The sequence below is a fragment of the Vibrio albus genome, from assembly GCF_003144035.1.
In the GTDB taxonomy this organism is placed as follows: Bacteria; Pseudomonadota; Gammaproteobacteria; order Enterobacterales; family Vibrionaceae; genus Vibrio; species Vibrio albus.
Genome location: NZ_QFWT01000004.1, coordinates 37,019 through 58,963, shown reverse-complemented (window position 1 = coordinate 58,963; position 21,945 = coordinate 37,019). Strand labels below are relative to the sequence as shown.

Annotated in this window: 24 protein-coding genes and 1 tRNA gene; 5 read left to right on the top strand and 20 right to left on the bottom strand. The window is 47.8% G+C overall.

Annotated elements, in window-relative coordinates; all coding sequences use genetic code 11:
- Nucleotides 1–23 precede the first annotated feature (23 nt).
- The 6 genes from DI392_RS08665 to rpsU all read right to left on the bottom strand — a co-directional run bounded on the left by DI392_RS08665 (nucleotide 24) and on the right by rpsU (nucleotide 6,218).
- Nucleotides 24–953 (bottom strand): hypothetical protein, encoded by a 930-nt coding sequence (locus DI392_RS08665; protein WP_109319522.1) that lies wholly within the window; start codon nucleotides 951–953, stop codon nucleotides 24–26.
- 526 nt (nucleotides 954–1,479) lie between these two features.
- Nucleotides 1,480–1,555: transfer RNA gene (locus DI392_RS08660), tRNA-Ile, on the bottom strand.
- A gap of 153 nt (nucleotides 1,556–1,708) precedes the next feature.
- Nucleotides 1,709–3,556, bottom strand: a complete 1,848-nt coding sequence (rpoD, locus tag DI392_RS08655; protein ID WP_109319521.1) for an RNA polymerase sigma factor RpoD — start codon at nucleotides 3,554–3,556, stop codon at nucleotides 1,709–1,711.
- Nucleotides 3,557–3,647: 91 nt separating this feature from the next.
- Nucleotides 3,648–5,420 carry a DNA primase gene (gene dnaG, locus DI392_RS08650; RefSeq protein WP_109319520.1) on the bottom strand — a complete coding sequence of 591 codons (1,773 nt, stop codon included), beginning with the start codon at nucleotides 5,418–5,420 and terminating at the stop codon, nucleotides 3,648–3,650.
- A 111-nt stretch (nucleotides 5,421–5,531) separates the two neighbouring features.
- Nucleotides 5,532–5,975, bottom strand: coding sequence for a GatB/YqeY domain-containing protein (locus tag DI392_RS08645; protein WP_109319519.1), 444 nt, complete (start codon nucleotides 5,973–5,975; stop codon nucleotides 5,532–5,534).
- Between the two features lie 27 nt (nucleotides 5,976–6,002).
- The gene (gene rpsU / locus DI392_RS08640) at nucleotides 6,003–6,218 is read right to left on the bottom strand and encodes a 30S ribosomal protein S21 (RefSeq protein WP_001145625.1); all 216 of its coding nucleotides are present in this window, start codon (nucleotides 6,216–6,218) and stop codon (nucleotides 6,003–6,005) included.
- Nucleotides 6,219–6,425: 207 nt separating this feature from the next.
- On the opposite strand from rpsU, the gene tsaD reads away from it, so the two are divergent.
- Nucleotides 6,426–7,442 carry a tRNA (adenosine(37)-N6)-threonylcarbamoyltransferase complex transferase subunit TsaD gene (tsaD, locus tag DI392_RS08635; protein WP_109319518.1) on the top strand — a complete coding sequence of 339 codons (1,017 nt, stop codon included), beginning with the start codon at nucleotides 6,426–6,428 and terminating at the stop codon, nucleotides 7,440–7,442.
- A 132-nt stretch (nucleotides 7,443–7,574) separates the two neighbouring features.
- Here tsaD and plsY read toward each other — a convergent pair whose 3' ends face one another.
- Nucleotides 7,575–8,180, bottom strand: a complete 606-nt coding sequence (gene plsY / locus DI392_RS08630) for a glycerol-3-phosphate 1-O-acyltransferase PlsY (protein ID WP_109319517.1) — start codon at nucleotides 8,178–8,180, stop codon at nucleotides 7,575–7,577.
- A 252-nt stretch (nucleotides 8,181–8,432) separates the two neighbouring features.
- On the opposite strand from plsY, the gene folB reads away from it, so the two are divergent.
- The 3 genes from folB to DI392_RS08615 are packed head-to-tail and all read left to right on the top strand — an operon-like array spanning nucleotide 8,433 to nucleotide 10,118.
- Complete coding sequence (folB, locus tag DI392_RS08625; protein ID WP_109319516.1) at nucleotides 8,433–8,786, top strand: dihydroneopterin aldolase; 354 nt, start codon at nucleotides 8,433–8,435, stop codon at nucleotides 8,784–8,786.
- On the top strand, nucleotides 8,783–9,262 hold the full coding sequence (folK, locus tag DI392_RS08620) for a 2-amino-4-hydroxy-6-hydroxymethyldihydropteridine diphosphokinase (protein ID WP_109319515.1): 480 nt from the start codon (nucleotides 8,783–8,785) through the stop codon (nucleotides 9,260–9,262). Before folB ends, folK begins: the two co-directional genes overlap by 4 nt.
- Before the next feature lie 49 nt (nucleotides 9,263–9,311).
- On the top strand, nucleotides 9,312–10,118 hold the full coding sequence (locus DI392_RS08615; RefSeq protein WP_109319514.1) for an undecaprenyl-diphosphate phosphatase: 807 nt from the start codon (nucleotides 9,312–9,314) through the stop codon (nucleotides 10,116–10,118).
- Between the two features lie 189 nt (nucleotides 10,119–10,307).
- On the opposite strand, the gene yjgA is transcribed toward DI392_RS08615, so the two are convergent.
- Complete coding sequence (yjgA, locus tag DI392_RS08610) at nucleotides 10,308–10,835, bottom strand: ribosome biogenesis factor YjgA (RefSeq protein WP_109319513.1); 528 nt, start codon at nucleotides 10,833–10,835, stop codon at nucleotides 10,308–10,310.
- Between the two features lie 147 nt (nucleotides 10,836–10,982).
- Here yjgA and pmbA point away from each other — a divergent pair, with 147 nt between their 5' ends.
- On the top strand, nucleotides 10,983–12,326 hold the full coding sequence (pmbA, locus tag DI392_RS08605) for a metalloprotease PmbA (protein WP_109319512.1): 1,344 nt from the start codon (nucleotides 10,983–10,985) through the stop codon (nucleotides 12,324–12,326).
- Nucleotides 12,327–12,469: 143 nt separating this feature from the next.
- Here the strand turns inward: pmbA and mgtE are convergent, their stop codons facing one another.
- The 12 genes from mgtE to DI392_RS08545 all read right to left on the bottom strand — a co-directional run bounded on the left by mgtE (nucleotide 12,470) and on the right by DI392_RS08545 (nucleotide 21,848).
- A complete protein-coding gene (gene mgtE, locus DI392_RS08600) occupies nucleotides 12,470–13,837 on the bottom strand; it encodes a magnesium transporter (RefSeq protein WP_109319511.1) in 1,368 nt (455 codons plus the stop codon).
- 117 nt (nucleotides 13,838–13,954) lie between these two features.
- Nucleotides 13,955–14,230, bottom strand: a complete 276-nt coding sequence (locus DI392_RS08595) for an HPr family phosphocarrier protein (protein WP_109319510.1) — start codon at nucleotides 14,228–14,230, stop codon at nucleotides 13,955–13,957.
- A gap of 12 nt (nucleotides 14,231–14,242) precedes the next feature.
- Entirely contained in the window at nucleotides 14,243–15,148 is a 906-nt protein-coding gene (gene rapZ / locus DI392_RS08590; RefSeq protein ID WP_109319509.1) for an RNase adapter RapZ, read from the bottom strand.
- The gene (ptsN, locus tag DI392_RS08585) at nucleotides 15,138–15,593 is read right to left on the bottom strand and encodes a PTS IIA-like nitrogen regulatory protein PtsN (RefSeq protein ID WP_109319508.1); all 456 of its coding nucleotides are present in this window, start codon (nucleotides 15,591–15,593) and stop codon (nucleotides 15,138–15,140) included. The genes rapZ and ptsN overlap by 11 nt, the downstream gene beginning before the upstream one ends.
- 2 nt (nucleotides 15,594–15,595) lie before the next feature.
- On the bottom strand, nucleotides 15,596–15,883 hold the full coding sequence (hpf, locus tag DI392_RS08580) for a ribosome hibernation promoting factor (RefSeq protein ID WP_109319507.1): 288 nt from the start codon (nucleotides 15,881–15,883) through the stop codon (nucleotides 15,596–15,598).
- A gap of 22 nt (nucleotides 15,884–15,905) precedes the next feature.
- On the bottom strand, nucleotides 15,906–17,411 hold the full coding sequence (locus DI392_RS08575; RefSeq protein ID WP_109319506.1) for an RNA polymerase factor sigma-54: 1,506 nt from the start codon (nucleotides 17,409–17,411) through the stop codon (nucleotides 15,906–15,908).
- Between the two features lie 102 nt (nucleotides 17,412–17,513).
- Complete coding sequence (gene lptB, locus DI392_RS08570) at nucleotides 17,514–18,239, bottom strand: LPS export ABC transporter ATP-binding protein (RefSeq protein ID WP_109319505.1); 726 nt, start codon at nucleotides 18,237–18,239, stop codon at nucleotides 17,514–17,516.
- Nucleotides 18,240–18,247: 8 nt separating this feature from the next.
- The gene (lptA, locus tag DI392_RS08565; RefSeq protein ID WP_109319504.1) at nucleotides 18,248–18,751 is read right to left on the bottom strand and encodes a lipopolysaccharide transport periplasmic protein LptA; all 504 of its coding nucleotides are present in this window, start codon (nucleotides 18,749–18,751) and stop codon (nucleotides 18,248–18,250) included.
- Complete coding sequence (gene lptC, locus DI392_RS08560; protein WP_109319503.1) at nucleotides 18,732–19,295, bottom strand: LPS export ABC transporter periplasmic protein LptC; 564 nt, start codon at nucleotides 19,293–19,295, stop codon at nucleotides 18,732–18,734. Before lptC ends, lptA begins: the two co-directional genes overlap by 20 nt.
- Entirely contained in the window at nucleotides 19,292–19,849 is a 558-nt protein-coding gene (kdsC, locus tag DI392_RS08555; protein WP_109319502.1) for a 3-deoxy-manno-octulosonate-8-phosphatase KdsC, read from the bottom strand. Before kdsC ends, lptC begins: the two co-directional genes overlap by 4 nt.
- Before the next feature lie 30 nt (nucleotides 19,850–19,879).
- Nucleotides 19,880–20,866, bottom strand: a complete 987-nt coding sequence (gene kdsD, locus DI392_RS08550; protein WP_109319501.1) for an arabinose-5-phosphate isomerase KdsD — start codon at nucleotides 20,864–20,866, stop codon at nucleotides 19,880–19,882.
- A 16-nt stretch (nucleotides 20,867–20,882) separates the two neighbouring features.
- The gene (locus DI392_RS08545) at nucleotides 20,883–21,848 is read right to left on the bottom strand and encodes a calcium/sodium antiporter (protein WP_109319500.1); all 966 of its coding nucleotides are present in this window, start codon (nucleotides 21,846–21,848) and stop codon (nucleotides 20,883–20,885) included.
- Between the last annotated feature and the right edge of the window lie 97 nt (nucleotides 21,849–21,945).

Here is a 21,945-nt window from a genome sequence, read left to right as displayed (position 1 = left end):
TCATATTCTGAGATTAGTTAAGTCTAAAAGGCTGTATCTGGTGGGAGTATTCGTCCCTCGTATTGTGAGGCCTGTTCTCTTTGAGCCCAAAGCTTGTGTACTTTTTGTAAAGCAGAATAAGTTGCATAGCGAACAATCAATTCAATGTTGGTATCTGGAGTTTCTGACATTGTTTTTCCTGTTAGGTCTTTCGAGAATTTCCAGTACATAGCACACATATCGAATGTCCAACTGGGACGGTTTTTTCTTAAGGCGTTGAAGTCTTCGTTATTATCTATCGGTGGATCGCTGTCAAGATAATCCAGCCATAGCACCATAGCCATCATCAGAGAAGCCTTAATATCAACAGGTCGATTCCGCATTCCGGGCATATTGGAGTGAACTACAACATCTGGAGCAAGAACGCTATGAAAGCTTCTCAAGTCATTTGGAATGTAATCCTCTTTTAAAGGGTAGAATCCTTTCTCATATAAGCCGTGGTGAAAGGCGTATGAATCCTCAAAAGCATTAATTTCTACAGTTCGGTATAGCTCATGCTTCTCATTAAGGATTGCAACGTCAAGTTTTCTTTTAGTACCAAGGCTAGCAAGAAGCTCCTTAGCGAAAGTCGGTGGATCTAGTTTTTTAATGAGAGCAATGACATCACATTCATTTTTAGGTGGTTTGACATTTTCGATATTTCTTGAAATGACGACTCCGTTGGGAGAGCTCACTGTTACTACAGGATAAATATTAAGGGAGGCTCGAGTCTTTAGGACCTGAACAGCTCTACTCCAACCGCAATCCATTCCATTTTGCTCAGCAACTTTATCAAGTGCTTTGCTTGTACTTAGCTTAACACTTTGGGATAGAGCATCCTTCTTCAGCTTTTTAGCATCTTGACGACAGTCTTTTACTGTTCGTCCAGATGGAAAGATTAAAGAGTCTGTCTTGAGTTTGGTACTTTTGGGCATATTTAACTCCAACTATCGGCAATTCGTGCAGCCACCAACACACCGACTTTTAAAGTCAAATAAGGGATAAATATCTTTAGAAAAATTGTTGACCTGATGCGGTCTTCGCCTTGGGTGGCTAGCGAGGTACATTTGGATCCTCTGAACCTATTCTACCTAAACGCGTTGGTTGTGCAACAAGTGTTGTGATTAGAAAGGGGGATCTCTGACGACCATCGACTTTTCGAATAGACAGTGGCTCAGAATTAAAGGACAAATTCTCAGTTGCGTGAAGAATCAGGTATTAGTCGGTCTGGTAGTATTCTCGTATGAATTTGCCAAATATCGATGAATTAGATACTTTGAAGTGTTCTTTACCAAAAATCTGTTTGTCTTCCTATAGAGCGCCCATAATATTTAACTATGATTCAACTGCTCTGAATAATTTAACTCAGATAAATTTGGCTAAATGTAGCACATGTGTAGCACAAGGGATGAAAATGAAAAAGGCCTGAGAAGCGAAAATGCTCTCAGGCCTTGGTATATCTGGTGGCCCCTCCCAGACTTGAACTGGGGACCAATCGATTATGAGTCGACTGCTCTAACCACTGAGCTAAGGGGCCGATAGGTGGATGATTATAGGTGAAGCTTTGCAGACTGTCTAGATGCCTGATAGGCCAATTGCGCTTAGTTTTTATCCACTTAAATCATTTTTATAAAAAAAAGGTGAGCCATAGCCCACCTTTTATACGATTAAAGTCTTATTACTCTGAGAGTTACTCGTCCAGGAAGCTGCGCAGGGTTTCTGAGCGGCTTGGGTGACGTAGCTTACGCAGAGCTTTCGCTTCAATCTGACGGATACGTTCACGGGTTACGTCGAACTGCTTACCCACCTCTTCAAGAGTGTGGTCGGTGTTCATGTCGATACCAAAGCGCATACGCAGTACTTTTGCCTCACGCGGTGTCAGACCGGCCAGAACGTCTTTGGTGGCCACTTTCAGGCTGGTAGACGTTGCTGAGTCCAGAGGCAGTTCCAGAGTCGTATCCTCGATAAAATCACCCAGATGCGAATCTTCATCGTCACCGATAGGGGTTTCCATGGAGATAGGCTCTTTTGCGATTTTCAGTACTTTACGGATCTTGTCTTCCGGCATCTGCATGCGCTCTGCCAGCTCTTCCGGAAGTGGTTCACGACCCATCTCCTGAAGCATCTGACGGGAGATACGGTTCAGTTTGTTGATGGTTTCGATCATGTGTACCGGAATACGGATAGTACGAGCCTGATCCGCGATAGAGCGAGTGATCGCCTGACGGATCCACCAGGTAGCGTAAGTCGAGAACTTATAACCACGACGGTATTCGAACTTGTCTACCGCTTTCATCAGACCGATGTTACCTTCCTGGATCAGGTCAAGGAACTGCAGGCCACGGTTGGTGTATTTCTTCGCGATAGAGATAACCAGACGCAGGTTCGCTTCTACCATCTCTTTCTTCGCACGGCGAGCTTTTGCTTCACCGATAGACATACGGCGGCTGATATCTTTGATGCTCTGAACCTGAAGAGAGGTTTCTTCTTCAATGGCTTTCAGTTTCTGGATACTGCGGCGAATGTCTTCTTCGTTACGTTTGATCTTTTCTGCGTATGGCTTGTCAGAGGCAAGCACTTCGTCCAGCCATGCTTCAGAAGATTCATTACCGGTAAACAGGGCAACGAAAGATTTCTTTGGCATTTTGCCGTATTCCACACACTGACGCATGATCAGACGTTCCTGAGTACGAACGCGATCCATCGATGTGCGCAGTTCACCGACCAGGTAGTCGAACTGTTTTGGCAGCAGGCGGAACTCTTTGAATACATCTGTCAGCGTTTCAATCGCTTGCTTGGACTGCTGGCTATCGCGACCATGTTCGTTGATCGCCAGTTGCATGTCCTGATAGTTATTGCGTAGTTCGGTAAATTTCTCCAGAGCCATTTCTGGGTCAATACCGGTATCTTCTTCATCTACGCTGTCATCATCTTCGTCGATGTCTTCTTTGTCTTCATCTTCCAGATCGGTTTCTGAAAGCTCTGAACCGATGTGAGTCGCTGTTGGTGCTGCGGTTTCTTCGTCATTCGGGTCGACAAAACCGGAGATAAGGTCAGTCAGGCGCAGTTCTTCTGCCTGAACTTTATCAAATTGTTCAAGAATGTAAGGGATGGTTCCCGGATATTCAGCGACTGAGCATTGAACCTGGTTGATACCATCTTCAATACGTTTAGCAATGTCGATCTCGCCTTCACGAGTCAACAGTTCAACCGTACCCATTTCACGCATGTACATGCGAACCGGGTCGGTTGTCCGGCCAATTTCATTTTCAACGCTGGAAAGGGCGGCAGCTGCAGCTTCCGCTGCGTCTTCGTCAGTGATGACATTGTCATCATTGAGTGACATCTCATCTGCATCCGGGGCAGTTTCAACGACTTTAATGCCCATGTCGTTGATCATTTGAATGATGTCTTCTACCTGCTCAGAATCTACGATTTCTGCAGGCAGGTGGTCATTTACTTCGGCGTAGGTCAGATAGCCTTGTTCCTTGCCTTTGATAACAAGGGACTTTAGCTGTGACTGCGGATTTTGATCCATAGACGATATCCAACTTCAGGTCTGAGTGATATGTAGGAATGCGAAATGCAAACCGCCAATTATAACAAATCGATTAACTTTTGACTACGAATCAGGGGTTCGCTTTTAAGTCTAGCATCAAAGCTAGCAGCTCCCGCTTTTCATCGGTTGATAAACCGGTGCTTCTTTCTTTCGCCTGCAATGTTTCGATCTGCTTTTCGATGCATTGAGCAATAATGTTGTCCATTGCATCCAGAAATATTTCTTGCTCGTTATTATCGTCCTGCAGCGGGATTTCCCAGGCTGCCAGACGGGAAAGTAATTTTCCGTTACTGTTGTCTCGCCAATGCTCAAGCAATAGGCCTGTGGTGATATGGGGATTAATTCGACACTTATCAACCACGTCAAGTAATAAAGTTAGTCCCGGTAGTGGGATTTCGCTAACACTATTTAAATCTGGCACCTGCTCCACATAGGAAGGGTGCTGTAATAAGAGCGCGATCACTTCACGCATCGGGGTTCGTTTGATTTCCCGGTGCGGTTTTAGCGTCGTGTTCTCTTCTTTTTGTGCACTTTTACTTAATGCGCTCTGGACTTGTTCAGAACTCAGCCCTGTTTTCAGGCTTAGCTCTTGCCATAAGTATAGTTTTAATGATTCATCCCGCACGGAATTAATCAGTGGTTCTGCGAGGTGGACAACTCGGAACCGTCCTTCCCGGCTGCTGTTGTCGACCACTCTGGCCATCAGACCGCTAAACAGGAAGTCGGTCAGTGGAGTCGCGGAAGCCACTTGCTCTTCAAACTGTTCTTTGCCGAAATTCCGGATGTAGGAGTCCGGATCTTCTCCGTCCGGCAAAAACATAAACTTCAGCGTCTTGTTCCCGTTCAGGTACACAAGTGCATTTTCCATCGCCCGCCACGCGGCTTCCCGTCCGGCGTTATCGCCGTCATAGCAGCAGACGACGGTGTCTGTCTGTCGGAACAGTAACTGCAGGTGTTCGCCGGTTGTCGAGGTACCCAGCGAAGCGACAGAGTAATCCACCCCATACTGCGCCAGTGCCACCACATCCATATAACCTTCCACCACCAGAACCTGCGGAGGCTCACGATAGGCTTGCAGTACTTCATACAGGCCGTACAGTTCCTTACCTTTGTGGAAGATAGGGGTTTCCGGCGAGTTGAGGTACTTTGGTGTACCGTCTCCGAGTACCCGGCCACCAAAGCCGATCACTCTGCCGCGACGATCGCGTATCGGAAACATGATGCGTCCACGGAAGCGGTCATAACGGTTGCCTTTGTCGTTTTCGATCAGCATACCGCCACTGACCAGCATGTCTTGCGTCTGCTTCTGCTGGCCAAAGTTTTTGCGAATGCTATCCCACTCATCCGGCACGTAACCGATACTGAATTTCTGGACGATCTCTCCTGAGAGGCCGCGCTGTTTCAGGTAGTCGATAGCGTGGGTGTTAGTACTCACTTTCAACTGAGAGCGATAATACTGGGCAATACTGCCCATTAAATCGTACAGGCTGCGCTTTTCCTGGCTGCTGGCCTGAGGGCCGCTGCTGAATTTTCCGCTGCTTTGTTCTCTGGGAACCTGAAGGCCCACGCCGGAGGCAAGGTCTTCAATCGCTTCAACAAAGTCGAGACGGTCAAATTCCATCAGAAAATCAATGGCGTTACCGTGTGCGCCACAACCAAAGCAATGATAGAACTGTTTTTCCTGACTGACAGAGAAAGACGGGGTTTTCTCATTGTGGAAAGGGCAGCAAGCGCCGTAGTTTTTCCCCTGCTTTTTTAGTTTTACCCGGGCATCCACGATGTCGACAATATCGACTCGCGTAAGCAAATCATCAATAAAACTACGGGGAATACGACCAGCCATAGGGTTGCTTGTTCTCTAATTGATTAAGTGAATGTCAATTTACGATAAGCAGGTACGAACAAGCCGTGCACTCCATCGGATAGCACGGCTTGCTGGAACTTGGGTGGGTGATTAAGCTAGCTTAGCGCGAACTAATCCGCTTACTTTACCCATATCTGCACGCCCTTGAATTTGTGGCTTAAGCACGCCCATTACTTTACCCATGTCTTGCATGCCCGCAGCTCCGGAATCGGCAATCGCTGTTTCAATCAGCGCTGCGACTTCCTCTTCGGTAAGCGGTTGAGGCATAAATTCCTCAAGTACAGCAATTTCAGCTTGCTCGACATCAGCTAAATCCTGACGGCCAGCGGTTTCATATTGAGCGACAGAATCGCGACGCTGTTTAACCATTTTAGTCAGCACAGCAATGATGTCGTCGTCGGTCAGAGTGATCTTCTCGTCAACTTCACGTTGCTTGATAGCTGAAAGGGCCAAACGAATAGTGCCAAGGCGCGGTTTGTCCTTGGCTTTCATCGCAGATTTTTGCTCTTCTTTGAGTTGTTCAATAAGAGCCATAACTAAATTCCTTTCTGAATTCAGTTATTAGTACAGGCGAACGCGACGTGCGTTTTCGCGAGCTAGCTTCTTAGCGTGACGCTTTTGAGCAGCTGCTTTAGCGCGTTTGCGAACTGTAGTAGGTTTTTCATAGTGCTCGCGACGGCGAACTTCAGAAAGGATACCTGCTTTTTCGCAAGAGCGTTTGAAACGACGTAGTGCAACGTCGAACGGTTCGTTTTCACGTACTTTAACTACTGGCATATGCCTTTCACCTCAGGGGTTATTCGTTAATGCTGGTGTGATTCATACCTGTTCATTATGGAACGGTCTTTAACCAGCTTGATCAAAAATGGTGCCGAATTTTAATCCGATCAGGCACCCTTTGTAAAGCTTTATCGTGGTCAAATTTTACTGAATTAGGTAATATTGCGGCAAATTTATTTTACGAAGAAGGCGTGCAGATAAGATATGCGCATATTAGGTATTGAGACCTCGTGTGATGAAACCGGGGTTGCCATCTATGATGACGAGAAAGGATTGCTTGCACATCAGTTATATAGCCAGGTTAAGCTGCATGCGGATTATGGCGGTGTGGTACCGGAACTGGCCTCCAGAGACCATGTGAAAAAGACCATTCCGCTGATTAAAGCGGCACTGAAAGAGGCCAATCTGACTCAGAAAGATATCGACGGTGTGGCGTATACGGCGGGCCCGGGGCTGGTTGGGGCTCTGATGGTGGGAGCAACGATTGGTCGTAGTATTGCGTATGCCTGGAATGTGCCGGCAGTGCCTGTTCATCATATGGAAGGCCATTTGCTGGCACCGATGCTGGAAGAGACGCCACCGCCATTCCCGTTTATCGCGCTGCTGGTGTCCGGCGGTCATACGATGATCGTGGAAGTGAAAGGCATTGGTGCGTATCAAATTCTGGGTGAGTCTATTGATGATGCGGCCGGCGAAGCTTTTGATAAGACGGCCAAATTAATGGGACTGGACTATCCGGGCGGGCCTCTGTTGTCTCGTCTGGCAGAGAAAGGCACGCCGGGCCGGTTTAAATTCCCACGGCCAATGACGGATCGTCCCGGGCTGGATATGAGCTTTTCAGGCCTGAAGACCTTTGCGGCGAATACGATTGCGGCCAACGATAATGATGAACAGACGCGCGCGGATATCGCGTATGCGTTTCAGGAAGCCGTGTGTGCGACACTGGCCATTAAATGTAAACGTGCACTGCAACAGACGGGCATGAAACGCATTGTGATTGCTGGCGGGGTGAGCGCGAACAAGCAACTGCGCGCGGAACTGGAAGGGCTGGCGAAGAAAATCGGCGGTGAAGTGTATTATCCTCGAACTGAGTTCTGTACTGATAACGGTGCGATGATCGCCTATGCCGGAATGCAGCGTCTGAAAAACGGGGAAACGTCGGATTTGTCGGTACTGGCACAACCAAGGTGGCCGATTGATCAACTGGATCCGATTAAATGATCTTAAGGCTAGAAACGAGATCGCTTCGCTTCTAGAGACTATAAAACCCAATGATTGATCCGAAAATGCAATTATTGGGTCTTCTGTACTCTCAAAGCGAAGCGCTCTGTATTCTTCTCTAGTCTCTAGTCTCTAGTCTCTAGTCTCTAGTCTCTTGTGCCCTATTTTCGGCTCGTTTCCTTCACACAAGCGGCGGATGTTCTTATGGTGTCTGAGTATAATCAGACAGCAGAGCATCGCCACAGGCAGAGTAAACTGCGGCCTGACCAGCCAGGTATAAAAAGGGGCCAGCAGGGCGGTAATCAGCGCGGACAGTGAAGAGTAACGAGAGGTAAAAGCCGTGAGAAGCCAGGTAGCGGTGAGCATGCCGGTCAGATCCCAGCCGATAGGGGCGATAGAGCCGATAGCAGTGGCGACCCCTTTTCCCCCTTTAAAGCGAAAGAATATCGGGAACATGTGTCCAAGGCAGGCCGCAATGGCAATAATGCCCAGCATAAAAGCGTCAATCCCCAGGAAGTAGCTAAACCAGACGGGAATCGCGCCTTTCAGCATATCGCATAACAAAACGGCAATCGCCGCCCCTTTCCCGCCGATTCTGAGAACATTCGTTGCTCCCGGATTATGAGAGCCTTTTGATCTGGGATCCGGAAGCCTGTATAAACGACATATCAGGACAGCACTTGAGATCGAACCTAGCAGGTAGGCCGTAATGATCATGATGGGAGCAAGTGGTGTCATATCTATCCTATTGTTTTTACATGATACTGAGTGTTACATGGTATGGAGTTCTACCTGGTTCTGAATGTTGCCGGCCAAATTTGTTATTCATTTTCTTCGTGATGCGCAAAAGTGATACAGAATAAGAATATTTCTTTGTTATGATAACGGCCTCAAACAGCGATGGATTCCATCTACATTCGATAGTGATTGTATTTTTATAGTACGTGTTTTTCAGAGGTATGGGTATCCGACCTCTGCTTTAGGGAAATTATGGATAAAGTATTTATAGAACAACTGGAAGTAATTACCACTATTGGTGTTTATGACTGGGAGCAGGAAATAAAACAGAAGCTGGTTCTGGATATTGAAATGGCGCACGATAACCGCCCGGCAGGTAAAAGTGATGATGTAGCGGACGCGCTGGATTATGCTCAGGTCAGTCAGGCGGTACTGGAGCATATTGAAAACGGACGCTTTTTACTGGTCGAGCGTGTTGCAGAAGAAGTTGCAGAGCTGCTGATGGAACGTTTTTCGGTTCCTCAGGTCAAAATTCGGCTGACCAAACCGGGTGCCGTTCCTCAGGCTCGTGGTGTGGGTGTGGAAATTGAAAGAACCCGCTCATGACAACGGTATATGTTGGCGTAGGAAGTAACGTTGACAGAGAGAAGCATGTAAAAGCCGCTTTTACGGCGCTTTCTTCGGTCGCGAGTGAATTGCGATCTTCCCGCGTTTATGAGTGTGATCCTGTCGGGTTCGATAGTCAGCCTTTCTATAACCTGGTATTTGAGGTTGAAACAGATCTGTCTCTGGTGGAGTTTTCCCATTTCTTACGTGAAACGGAAATAACATGGGGGCGGGAAAAGCAGGCGCAGAAGTATCAGGACCGTACGTTGGATCTGGATATTCTTTTATTTGGAGACTTAGTTTCCACGGCTTCTCCTCAGATACCCAGAGATGATATTTTCAAATATCCATTTGTGATTCAGCCGTTATATGAGTTGTGCCCTGAGAGAGTGGTGCCTGGTGACGGGCGGACGGTACAACAGATATGGTGGCAAATGGATGGGTATGACACCTTGTCGCCGGTGGATTTTTTATAACAGATAAGCTTTTTAACAACGGACAAGTTTTACTAACGGATAAATAATAATGAATTACTTTGAAGCGTTTGCGCTAGCTTTGATTCAGGGGTTTACGGAATTCCTGCCTATTTCGAGTTCGGCACACCTTATTCTTCCTTCTGCCATTCTGGGCTGGGAAGATCAGGGTCTGGCATTTGATGTTGCCGCTCATATCGGGACGTTGGCGGCAGTGGTGATTTATTTCCGCAAGGAAGTGGTCAGTCTGCTATCGGCGCTGTTTGGCTCCATATTTAAAGGTGAGCGCAGTAAAGAATCAAAGCTGGCCTGGATGATTGTTCTGGCGACGATCCCTGCCTGTGTGTTCGGCTTCCTGATGAAAGATATCGTGGAGCTGTACCTGCGTAGTGCATGGGTGATAGCGACCACTACCGTGGTCTTTGGTGTTCTGCTCTGGTGGGCGGATAAAAATCCAAACCTGAACGATTCGGAATACAGTGCAGACTGGAAAAAATCGCTGTTTATCGGTATTGCTCAGGCGTTGGCTGTTATTCCCGGCACATCCCGTTCTGGTGCAACCATTACCGCAGCACTGTATCTCGGTTTTACCCGTGAAGCGGCCGCACGATTTTCGTTTCTGATGTCTATTCCGATTATTGTACTGGCTGGTGGTTATCAGGGGCTGAAGCTGGCGACCAGCTCTGAGCCGATTCATGTTGGTTTTCTGCTGACCGGGATCATCACGTCCTTTATTAGCGCTTATATCTGTATCTATTTCTTTCTGAAACTGATTTCCCGGATGGGAATGACGCCGTTTGTGATTTACCGTCTGATCCTGGGTTTTGGGTTGTTCGGTTATCTGTTGATGGGAAGTTAAGAGTGCAGAACGGTCGCTAGAAACTAGATCGCTTCGCTTCTAGAGACTATAAGAGCTGCTTATAAAAACTTAATCTATCGTCATTCCTGCCTGCGCAGGGATGACGAATATGTTTTGGAATAATGAGGTTTTCTGTACTCTCAAAGCGTAGCGCTCTGTATTCTTCCTCAAGCCTCAAGCCTCAAGCCTCTAGAACTCTTCTGTCTCCATCTCTTTCAGCAGCTGGAAAATCTCCCGGGACGCTTTTGGCGGTTTATTGCCTTTCTTTTCCCGGTTAGCCTGAAGGTAAAGCTGGCGCAGGCGCTGGCGGTCAGCCTGAGGGTAGGCTTCCATTACCTCATTAATCGCGGAATCACCTTCTTCTACGACACGATCTCGCAGTTGTTCAAGCTTATGCAAAACCGCAGTCGCCTGAGAATGCTTATTGCGCAGCTTGTCGAGCGCAGCCTGAATAGGTTCAGAATCAATGTTACGCATCAGACGGCCGATGTATTGCAACTGGCGGCGCTTCGCTTCCTGTTTAAAGCGCTGGGCATCTTTGATTGCGTCATAGAGATCTTCCGGAAGCGGGAACTTTTCCAGTACCGCCGGTTTCAGCTCTACCAGTTCCTCTCCAAGCTTTTGCAGCTCTTCCATGTCGTTTTTCATCTCGGTTTTACTTACCCAGATGATCTCTTCTTCCTCTTCCCAAGGGGCTTTCTGATTTTTTCTTGCCATGTCTTATCTGTGTCTCGTCTGTATCTGAATAGTGGCAGTAGTGCTTCAACTATTTCGGGTATATTGCACTATTTTAGCAAGATTTATGGGGAGAATGCGAAATCCTTGTTATCCTAGGGCTATTGAACTTAGAAAATAAATACAGTTATGAATGTAAAACAGCAGGTTGCTCAACAGAAAATTGAGCTGGAAGCAGCAGTAGAAAAAGCGCTGAAGCTAGCGACATCAACGGCAGACGCGGCCGAGGTTGCGATTACAAAAACAACCGGTATCAGTGTATCCACCCGTATGTGTGAAGTGGAAAATGTTGAATTTAACAGCGATGGTGCACTGGGAATTACCGTATACCGGGGGCAGTGCAAGGGCAGTGCTTCCACGTCGGATCTGAGTGAGAAAGCGATTCAGCAAGCGGTAGAAGCGGCTCTGGATATTGCTAAATATACATCAGAAGATCCTTGTGCAGGACCTGCACCGGAAGAGCTGATGGTCAAGGAAGTGCCGGATCTTGATCTGTTCTATCCGGACGAACCGGAACCGGATCATGCCGCTGCCATGGCGATCCGTGCAGAAAAAGCAGCACTTGAATACAGTGACCGAATTAAACAGAGTGACGGCGCAAGTTACGACAGCCACTATGGCCTGAAGGTGTATGGGAACAGCCATGGCTTGCTCGCCAGCTACGCCTCTAGCCGACATAGTCTGAGCTGTGTGTTGATTGGTGAAGGTGATAACGGTGTGATGGAGCGTGATTACGACTATACCATTGCCCGCTGTCGTGACGATTTGTGGACGCCTGAGACCGTTGGCCTTAAAGCCGCGGAAAAAACAGTAAGTCGACTGGATGCACGCAGGATTCCTACCGGACAGTTTCCTGTGATGTTCCTGGCCGATGCAGCGACGGGATTGCTTGGGCATCTGGTTATGGGGATCAGTGGTGGTAACTTGTATCGTAAGTCTTCTTTCCTGCTGGATAAGCTGGGAGAGAAGATCCTGCCGGACTGGTTTAATATTGCGGAAAAACCGCATGTCCTGCGCGGGCTGGCTTCAAGCCCGTTTGACAGCGAAGGGGTTGAGACTCGGGATCGCCAGATCATTACCGATGGTGTTCTGTCGACTTATCTTCTGACCAGCTATGCCGCTCGCAAAATGAATATGATGCCGACTGGTCATGCTGGTGGTATCCATAACTGGTATGTGCAGTCTACCGGGCAGGATTTTGAGCAGATGCTGAAAGAACTGGGTACCGGACTGCTGGTGACAGAGCTGATGGGGCAGGGCGTGAATGTGGTGAATGGTGACTATTCCCGAGGAGCCGCTGGTTTCTGGGTGGAAAACGGTGAAATTCAGTATCCGGTGTCTGAAATTACCATTGCGGGTAATCTGGCTGATATGTATCAGAACATTGTGGCGGTAGGCTCGGATATCGAAACCCGTTCGCAAATCCAGACTGGTTCGATTCTGATTGAGTCGATGAAGGTGGCTGGAGAGTAAGAGGCAAAGTCACTAGAAACTAGATCGCTTCGCTACTAGAGACTATACAAGAAAGCCCGCTAGCTTATTGAAGTTGCGGGCTTTATTATATCTTCTAGTCTCTAGTCTCTAGTCTCTAGTCTCTAGTCTCTGGTCTCTGGTCTCTAGGTAATCAACAGCGTTGCCAATCCGAGGAACACCGACAACCCGATCACATCCGTGACTGTCGTTAACGCCATCCCTCCGGCGAGAGCCGGGTCGATATTCATCTTTTTCAGTAATACCGGAATGAGTACTCCGGCGATACCCGCCACAATCAGGTTCGTCATCATGGCGGCGGAAATAATGCCGCCCAGCATCCAGTTGCCTTTCCAGACAACGACAATACCGCCGATCAGAAGCGCCCACAGAATACCGTTCAGCAGGCCGATAGCGGCTTCTTTCAGCAGTAGCTCCCGTTTGTTACTGTCACCGATTTGTCCTAAAGCCAGGCCCCGGATCACCAGCGCGACGGTCTGGTTACCCGCAACACCACCCATGGATGGCACGATGGTCATCAGGACAGCGATAGCTGCCATTTTATCCAGTGTCGCTTCAAACATATTGGATACAGAAGCGGCAGCCAGAGCGGCAAGCACGTTGGCACCTAGCCAGATACTGCGCCGACGGGCAGACTTAAATACTGGTGCAAAGGTATCTTCATCGTCATCCATACCGGCCAGGCTCATCATTGAGTGGCTGGCGTCTTCCCGGATAATGTCCACCACGTCATCGATGGTGATACGGCCGACCAGTTGCTGATTCTCATCCACCACCGGAGCCGAAACCCAGTCCCGGCGTTCAAACAGGCTGGCAACGTCGGTATCACTGGTATCCACCTGAATGGCCTCATCAGGGTCATCCATAATATCACTGACAGTGGCATCCGGTTGGGAAGTGATCAGCGTGGTCAGAGACAGATGACCGATCAAACGGCTGTCCTGATCTATCACATACAGGGCATCGGTGGCTTCCGGCAGCTCGCCTTTCATTCTCAGGTAACGCAGTACCACGTCGACTTCAACGTCACCTCGAATGGTGATCACGTCGGTATTCATAATACTACCGGCGGAGTCTTCAGGGTAAGACAGAGCGGCTTCGATGCGTGCCCGGTCAGCGGCATCCATCTGCTCTAGTACGCCACGGGACACATCATCCGGCAGGCTTCGCAGTACGTAGGCAAGGTCATCGGTGTCCATGCCTTCTGTTGCTTCTGCCAGTTTTTCCGGAGCCATGGTGGTAACAATGGCGTCTTTGACATCCTCGTTCAGTTCATCGAGGATTTCACCGTAGTCTTCCGGGTCGGTCAGCTCCCAGAGAACATTACGGACTTTGCGTGGAGAGGATTCGAGAAGGTGGGCAATATCTTCCGGCTCCATGTCCTGCAACTGACGGCGGGCATGGACAAAACGCCCATTATCAAGGGCTTCACTTATCTCTTGGAGGGTTTCATGAGACTGTTGAGCTTGCTCGAGTTCTTGTGGCTCTGCCATCCTCTTTCCTCCTGAGCTGAGATTACTTTTGCTGGGCTGAAATACTAACTTAATTCTATACCTTATTTAATAACTTCTTATGACGAAAGGTAAAATATTTGTCATATCAGGAAGGAATTACTCGTCTTCTTCAAATTTGGCTTCGATCAACTCGCACACGGCATCCAGTGCGGGTTCGGCTTCCGGCCCTTCTGCTGCGATGGTGATGTACTGTCCCTGTGCCGATTCCAGCATAAGCAAGCCCATGACACTATCCGCGGTCATTTCCCGGTTTTCTTCATTGCTGACGGTCAGGGTGGCATCATAGCTCTGTGCAAGTTCAACCAGTTTGATGGCGGCTCTGGCGTGCAAGCCAAGTTTATTCTGGATTAAAACTTTTCTACTGCAATCCATGTTGTTATTACCTTATGAGTGATGTTCTTCCAGAGATTTATGCCGGATGTGGACTTGTTTTCCCTGACCTTTGAAATGCTCTCCCAGCTTCTGAGTGATATACACCGAGCGGTGTTTGCCTCCGGTACAGCCAATGGCTACGGTCAGATAACTTCGGTTGTTTTTTTCCAGCATTGGCAGCCAGTTCGTAATGAACTCCTGAATCTCCTGACGCAGTCGGGTGACTTCCGGGTAGCTTTCCAGAAATTCGTGGATGGGTGTATCCAGCCCGGTGAGCGGTCGCAGGTTGGGCTCCCAATGAGGGTTGGGAAGAAAACGGACATCAAAAACATAGTCGGCATCGGTAGGCAGGCCATACTTAAAACCAAAGGACTCAAATACCATCACCAGTTCCTGGCTTTCTCGTCCCAGTACCCGCATACGAACCGTTTCGCTCAGTTCATGCAGTGAACGGTTACTGCTGTCAATAACCAGATCGGCTTGCTCTTTCAGGGCAGAAAGCTGATCGATCTCCCGATCAATGGCCTGAGTAAGAGAAAGCTTATCCTGACCGATAGAAAGGGGGTGGATGCGACGGGTTTCACTGTAACGTTTAAGCAGAGTTTCTTTATCGGCATCAAGGAAGAATACGGTAACGTCCAGGCTGGTTTTAAGTTCCTGCAGTGTGTGAGTAACACTGTCGGGATCCTGTGGCAGATTGCGGATATCGATACTGACCGCGACATTTTGCTGGCTTTCTCTGACGGAATCGACAAACTGGCTTAACAGGTTAACCGGAAGGTTATCAACGCAATAGTAGCCAAGGTCTTCCAGTACCCGGAGCGCCACGCTTTTTCCCGCACCAGACTGCCCACTGATCACGATAAGGCGTGAACTGTTGGGGTGTTCAGGTGCGTTTGCCGGAGTTTCAGGAGTCATGACCATGAATCATGATGTCGAACAGTTCCTTATCACTTTCTGCGTGACGGAGCTGTTTCAGGATTTTCTTATTGTTCAGGCGTTCAGCCATACTGGAGAGGGTCTTTAAGTGCTCTTTGCACTGAGCCTCCGGAACAAGAAGAGCAAAAAGAAGGTCGACAGGGCGGTTGTCGATAGCATCGAATTCAATAGGATCTTTACACTGAATCAGTACTGCGACGGCTCTGTTACTGGAGAACATTCGAGCATGAGGAATGGCAATACCGTTGCCTATTCCGGTACTGCCCATTTTTTCTCTGTTGAGCATAGACTCAAACAGCTCTGTCGAGTTTTGTCCTGTGTGCTCTGCAGCGACTTGGCTGATAATTTCCAGAGCACGCTTTTTACTTGTGCACTGGACTGCACTTTTTGTGCAGTCCAGTGAGAGTACTTCGCTAATTTGCATGATTAATGGCTGGCGAGCTTTTCTTTATGTTTATTTAATTGACGAACAAGTTTATCGACTAAAGAGTCGATAGAGGCGTACATGTTGTCGTCCTCTGCAGTCGCATGGATGTCCCCCTGACTGACTCGTAACGTCGCTTCGGCAATATGGTGCACTTTTTCGACGCGTAATACCACACTAACATTAGTGATATGATCAAAAAATCTCTCTAGTTTTTGGAACTTCGAATTAACGTAGTCTTGCATTGAATCGGTAAGATCAACGTGATGGCCTTGAATATTGATTTGCATAGACTTTCCTTCTTGTTGTGGCCTAGAGCAGGCGTTTACGCTGGCTGGAAGGCGCGATGCCCAGAGATTCCCGATATTTGGCTATCGTACGTCTTGCGACCTGAATCCCCTGGTCAGCCAATAATGCGGCAATCTTGCTGTCACTCAACGGTTTTGCGGTATTCTCCGCTGCCACCAGTTTTTTGATCAGAGCACGAATTGCCGTAGATGAACACTCTCCGCCGTTGTCAGTACTGACATGGCTGGAGAAGAAATATTTAAGCTCAAAAATACCCCTTGGTGTGTGCATGAACTTTTGCGTTGTTACCCGGGAAATGGTCGATTCATGCATATCGACAGCGAGCGCAATATCGTTTAACACCATAGGTTTCATCGCTTCTTCTCCATACTCGAAGAAATCTTGCTGGTGTTCAACAATGCAACGCGCAACTTTGAGCAGGGTCTCGTTTCTGCTCTCCAGACTTTTGATCAGCCACTTCGCTTCCTGAAGATTAGAGCGAATAAACTGGCTGTCAGCACTGTTGCCTTTACCCAAAGAGGCGTAGTGCTGATTCACTTTCAGTCTGGGTACACTATCCGGGTTAATAGCGACGACCCATTTCCCTTTGTCTTTAAACACGGAAACATCAGGAATAACATACTCGGTCTCATCCGGAGTGATAGTGCTTCCGGGACGAGGATCCAGTTGCTGGATAAGAAGCATAACTTCACGTAGTTCAGCTTCTTTCAGGCGGCTTTCTTTGATGATCAGTTTGTAATCACGATTACCTAGCTGATCGATGTAGTTTTCCAGCACCATTTTGGCTTCATTTAGCCATGGGGTCTCATCCGGGAAAGTGGCTAATTGTAATAGCAGACACTCCTGAAGGTTGCGGGAGGCAACGCCAAGAGGGTCAAACTGCTGGATACGTTTTAACACCGCTTCGACTTCATCCAGTTCGACTTCTTCGCTATCCATACTGTCCAGAATGTCTTCGGTCGATAGGGTCAGATAACCGTAGTTATCGACAGCGTCAATAATGGCAGTCGCAATGGTGCGGTCGGTGTCAGAGAATGGGGTCAGATCCAACTGCCATAACAGGTAATCCTGCAGGCTTTGAGTGGTTTCACCCTGATAGATGGGCATGTCGTCATCCAGCGCAAGGCCGGTACTGCCGGTGTTGGCGCTGTAGACATCATCCCAGGAGGCGTCAATTTCGAGATCGTCACTGAGATCGGATTTCTCGATGACTTCCGAGCTGTCTGGAGCATCGACTTCGCCGCTTAACTCGTTGTCTGCGTTCTGACTGTCACCGGCTTCGGCTGAAGCGGTTTCTGTCTGTTGATTGTCTGGTGTGGCATCAGTCTCTTGAGCACCGATATTCTCGTCTTGCCCTTCATCAACATCCAACAGAGGGTTAGATTCCAACGCTTCCTGAATTTCCTGCTGGAGATCCAGAGTTGACAACTGCAACAAACGGATTGCTTGCTGCAACTGCGGTGTCATTGCTAATTGTTGGCCTAGCTTGAGTTGTAATGAGGGTTTCATTCAGTATTTACTACCTTGTCTTCAATAATGTTGTATCAGCATTTATGACTATTTTGGTTGTTTGCTGACAAAGTCCTTTTTGATTGCCTTTCCTCTATATAATCATAGACGGAATTGTTCACCGAGATAAACTTGTTTTACCTGTTCGTTATTTAAAACCTGATCTGGTGTTCCTTCGGCAATTAAATGTCCCTGACTAACAATGTATGCTCGTTCACACACATCCAATGTCTCCCTGACATTGTGGTCTGTAATAAGTACGCCCAGCCCCCGGTCTCTTAAATGTTCAATGATTTTCTTTATGTCGATAACAGAGATAGGATCAACCCCGGCGAAGGGTTCGTCAAGCAGAATAAATTTTGGATTTGCTGCCAGTGCCCGGGCGATTTCTACCCGGCGGCGTTCACCACCTGACAGGGCCATTCCTGCGCTTTTGCGTATGTGCTGGATATTGAACTCGTCCAGCAGGTCTTCCATTTTGTCCTGTTTATCTTCCCGGCTCAGCTCTTTGCGGGTCTGCAGAACGGCCATAATATTGTCTTCAACGGAAAGCTTGCGAAAAATGGACGCTTCCTGAGGCAGATAACCGATCCCCATTCTGGAGCGGTCATGCATCGGCAATATACTGATGTCTTCGTCATCAATCAGTATTTTCCCTTCGTCACGAGCCACCAGACCAACAATCATATAGAAGGAGGTGGTTTTTCCGGCACCGTTAGGACCAAGCAGGCCAACTATCTGACCTGCTTTCACTTTCAGGCTGACATCGGCAACCACTTTTCTGTTTTTGTAGCTTTTCGCCAGGTGTTCTGCTTTTAAAACGGCCATAAAGTTAATTACTGATCCTGTGAATTAAGTTGTGCAGGCTGTAGTACTGTTGTTACCCGTTCGTTTTTACCACCATCAGCGATTAACTTCTGTGAGGAAATCTTGTAAGTGATGGTTTTTCCCCGGATCAGGCTTTCATCCTGCGCCAGTTCAGCATCGGTGATCATCGTCAATTGATCGCCTGAGACCAAGTAGTGAAGCTCTTTTGCCTGCCCCTTTAGGGTTTTTCCTTCGTCAGTTAACTGAGAGAAAGTGGCAGGGTTGCCGAATGCTTCAATTTTTTCCAGTGCATCATTTTCAGTGCTGCGGGTGACAATCACTCTGTCCGCGTTAATATTAATACTGCCTTGTTTCAGCTTTACATCACCGCTGAAGGTGACCTGGTGGCTTTTCATATCAAGGCTCTGACTGTCAGAATCAATATAAATAGGTTGTTCTGTATCAGTCGTCAGTGCCAATGCACTGGGCGCTGCAAACAGGCAAGCAATAAGACTAAGGTGTGAGAGTTTCATATCTGCCTTGTACTCTGTCATAAAGGGTGGCGGTATTATCGCTGAAGTTTCCTTTCATCTTCTGTCCTTTCGTTTCAAAGTCAGGACCTGCGAGTAAAACCTGGCTGTCAGCCCAAAAATTTCGGTTTGTTAGATGAATAAGCAGTTTTTCTGTCGCCATTGTATCGAAGCTGGCTTCAGGTAAAAGGTTTTCTGCTAATACATTGCCGTATAATGTAAGAATCTGGTTTTTATCCAGTACGCCATGGTCAGCGGTAATCCGCCATTCTTCTGTTTGTCCGTCACGGTAGACGGAAAGAGCCGGAAACTCAAATACAGTGTCTCCGCTTTTTGCATAATGTTCGAGTAACTTAGAAACGACTCGGTAACTTCGGATGCCATCTTCGTTATAAGTAATATTCTCTATATCATGGCCGCTTAGTGCAGGTAGTTCAGAGCTGGACGGAACCTGAACTAACTCTTCACTCTGTCCATTATACAGGTAGTACACAGAGTATCCGGCAACTATCATCAGTATTAAGTAAATAATACGTTTGAAACTCATATGCTTAAGCCTTTGTGCACATCCAGTTCATTACGTGCCTGAAGGATAAGATCACACACCTCACGAACCGCACCGTGACCGCCTTTAATGGTGGTTACGTAGTTGGCACGTTTTGCCAGTAAAGGGTGTCCGTCTGCCACGCAAACTTGTAATGCCACTTTTTCCATAACAGGCCAGTCGATCAGATCATCGCCAATATAGCCCGTATGTTCAGGGGATACGCCCAGTTTGGTACAGATATCCTGATACGCCTGAAGTTTGTTGTCCTGACCTTGATAGATAAGGGATATGCCCAGCGCCTGCATTCGATTTTCTACAATCTGAGAGCGACGTCCGGTGATAATCGCAATGTCGATTCCGGCCTTCATCAGAGATTTTACTCCGTAGCCATCCCGGGTATGGAAGGTTTTTAACTCTTCTCCCTGATTACCCATATAGATTAGGCCGTCAGAAAACACACCATCAACATCACAAATCAGCAGCTTAATGTTTCTGGCGATGTCGAATACTTGTTTATCAACAGATCCATAAAGGGTCGAAACTATTTCGGACATAGTCTTTCTCTTATTTTCTGGTGTTGCCGGTCACATTACGCCTGCTTTCAGCAGGTCATGCATATGAACGATGCCCACCAGTTTATCGTCTTCACTCAGCAGAAGGGAGGTAATGCTTTTGTCCTGCATAATGTTGACCCCTTCCACGGCCAGTAATGAGGGGGAGGCAACGGTTGGGTTACAGGTCATGACTTCACTGATTTTGGTGGTATGAATATCGATTTGCTTATCCAGCATCCGGCGTAAATCACCGTCAGTGAAAATACCAATCACAGCATCATTATCATCAACAATAGCCGTCACACCGAGCCCTTTCTGCGATATTTCCATTAATGCGTGTTTGATCAGCGCATCTGGCGACACTTTTGGCAAAGCGTCTCCGGTATGCATGATGTCTTCCAGCTTCATCAGCAGCTTGCGTCCCAGCGCGCCGCCCGGGTGTGACAGGGCAAAATCTTCCGCAGTAAATCCTCGAGCCTGAAGCAGGGCAACGGCCAGAGCATCCCCCATCACCAGTGTCGCTGTCGTGCTGCTGGTGGGAGCCAATCCCAGAGGACAAGCTTCTTTTGGTACTGTGATTTGTAAATGCACATCCGCCAGCTTAGCCATATTGGATTGTGGATTGCCAGTCATACTGATAATACGGATATTCAGTCTTTTCAGCACAGGGAACAGCGACAGTATTTCGTGAGATTCACCGGAGTTAGAGATGGCGATAACAATATCTCCCGCCTCGATCATCCCCAGATCACCGTGTGCGGCCTCTCCGGGATGGACAAAAAACGCTGAAGTGCCGGTACTGGCCAGCGTGGCCGCCAGTTTATTGCCGATATGACCGGATTTACCCATACCCATCACAACGACCTTGCCTTTGTTATGCAAAATAAGGTCGCATGCCTGACAGAAATCATCGTTGATATACTGGGACAGCTGCTGAAGTGCATCAATTTCGGTATTCAGAACCTCGTTTGCTGCACTGATATAGTCAAAAGAAGACGTTGAATCACAACCTGACATTCAATGACACTCCTAATTATGCGGTCATATGTAAGAATAGATAAGCCTGATAGCCTACAAAACAGAGGAACAGCAGGCCACCTTCAATACGGTTGATGCTGCGGGATTTGCCCAGAGCAAAGAGAACCAGAAGCATGGACACAGCCAGCATAACCCAGAAGTCGCGTCCCATTGCGTGTTCACTTAACAGGGAAGGGTTTACGATGCCCGGAATCCCCATCACGGCAAGTATATTAAATACGTTGGAGCCGATAATGTTACCGACAGCCATATCGTCTTCGCCTTTCAGAACCCCCGCAAGCGACGCTGCCAGCTCTGGAAGGCTGGTGCCGATGGCGATAATGGTCAGACCGATCACCAGATCGCTCATACCGAAATATTTGGCAATGATGACCGCATTATCGACAAGGACGCCGGCGGCAACCGGAAGAATAATCAGACCAACGATCACCCAAAGGACGGCCATAGGGTTACTGACTCCGTCAGGGATTTCTGATTCCTGTTCTTCCAGAAAGGCGTCTCCCTGCGTCTTTTCCTTACGGCTGATATTCAGCATAGTAAGAATAAAAGTAGCAAACAGAACGAACAGTAAAACCCCTTCATAGAAACCGAGATAACTGTCCCACAGCAGAGCCCCTGCCGTTAACGTGACAATAATCATTAATGGCAACTCCCGTCGAATGACGGCAGAGCTGATCGAAAGCGGCTTTATTATGGCAGTAATACCCAGTATTAAGGCGATATTCGCGATATTCGATCCCAGAACGTTACCGACAGCAGTGTCTGATTTATCACTCAACGCCGCGGTTGCAGAAACCATCATTTCCGGCGCAGACGAACCCATCGCCAGAATAGTCATACCGATAACCAGGGGCGAAATACCGACATTACGCGCCAGTGCTGCTGCACCATAGACGAGTTTGTCCGCACTCCATACTAAAAAAATTAAGCCAACAATAAGAAGCGCAACGGCTTGAAGCATGGTGATTCCTACAAATTTATATCGTTAAACATGTGACCGCTAATTTTGACGTCTAGCGTTATAAAAAGGAAGATAAGTTTGGAAAAACCAACACGCC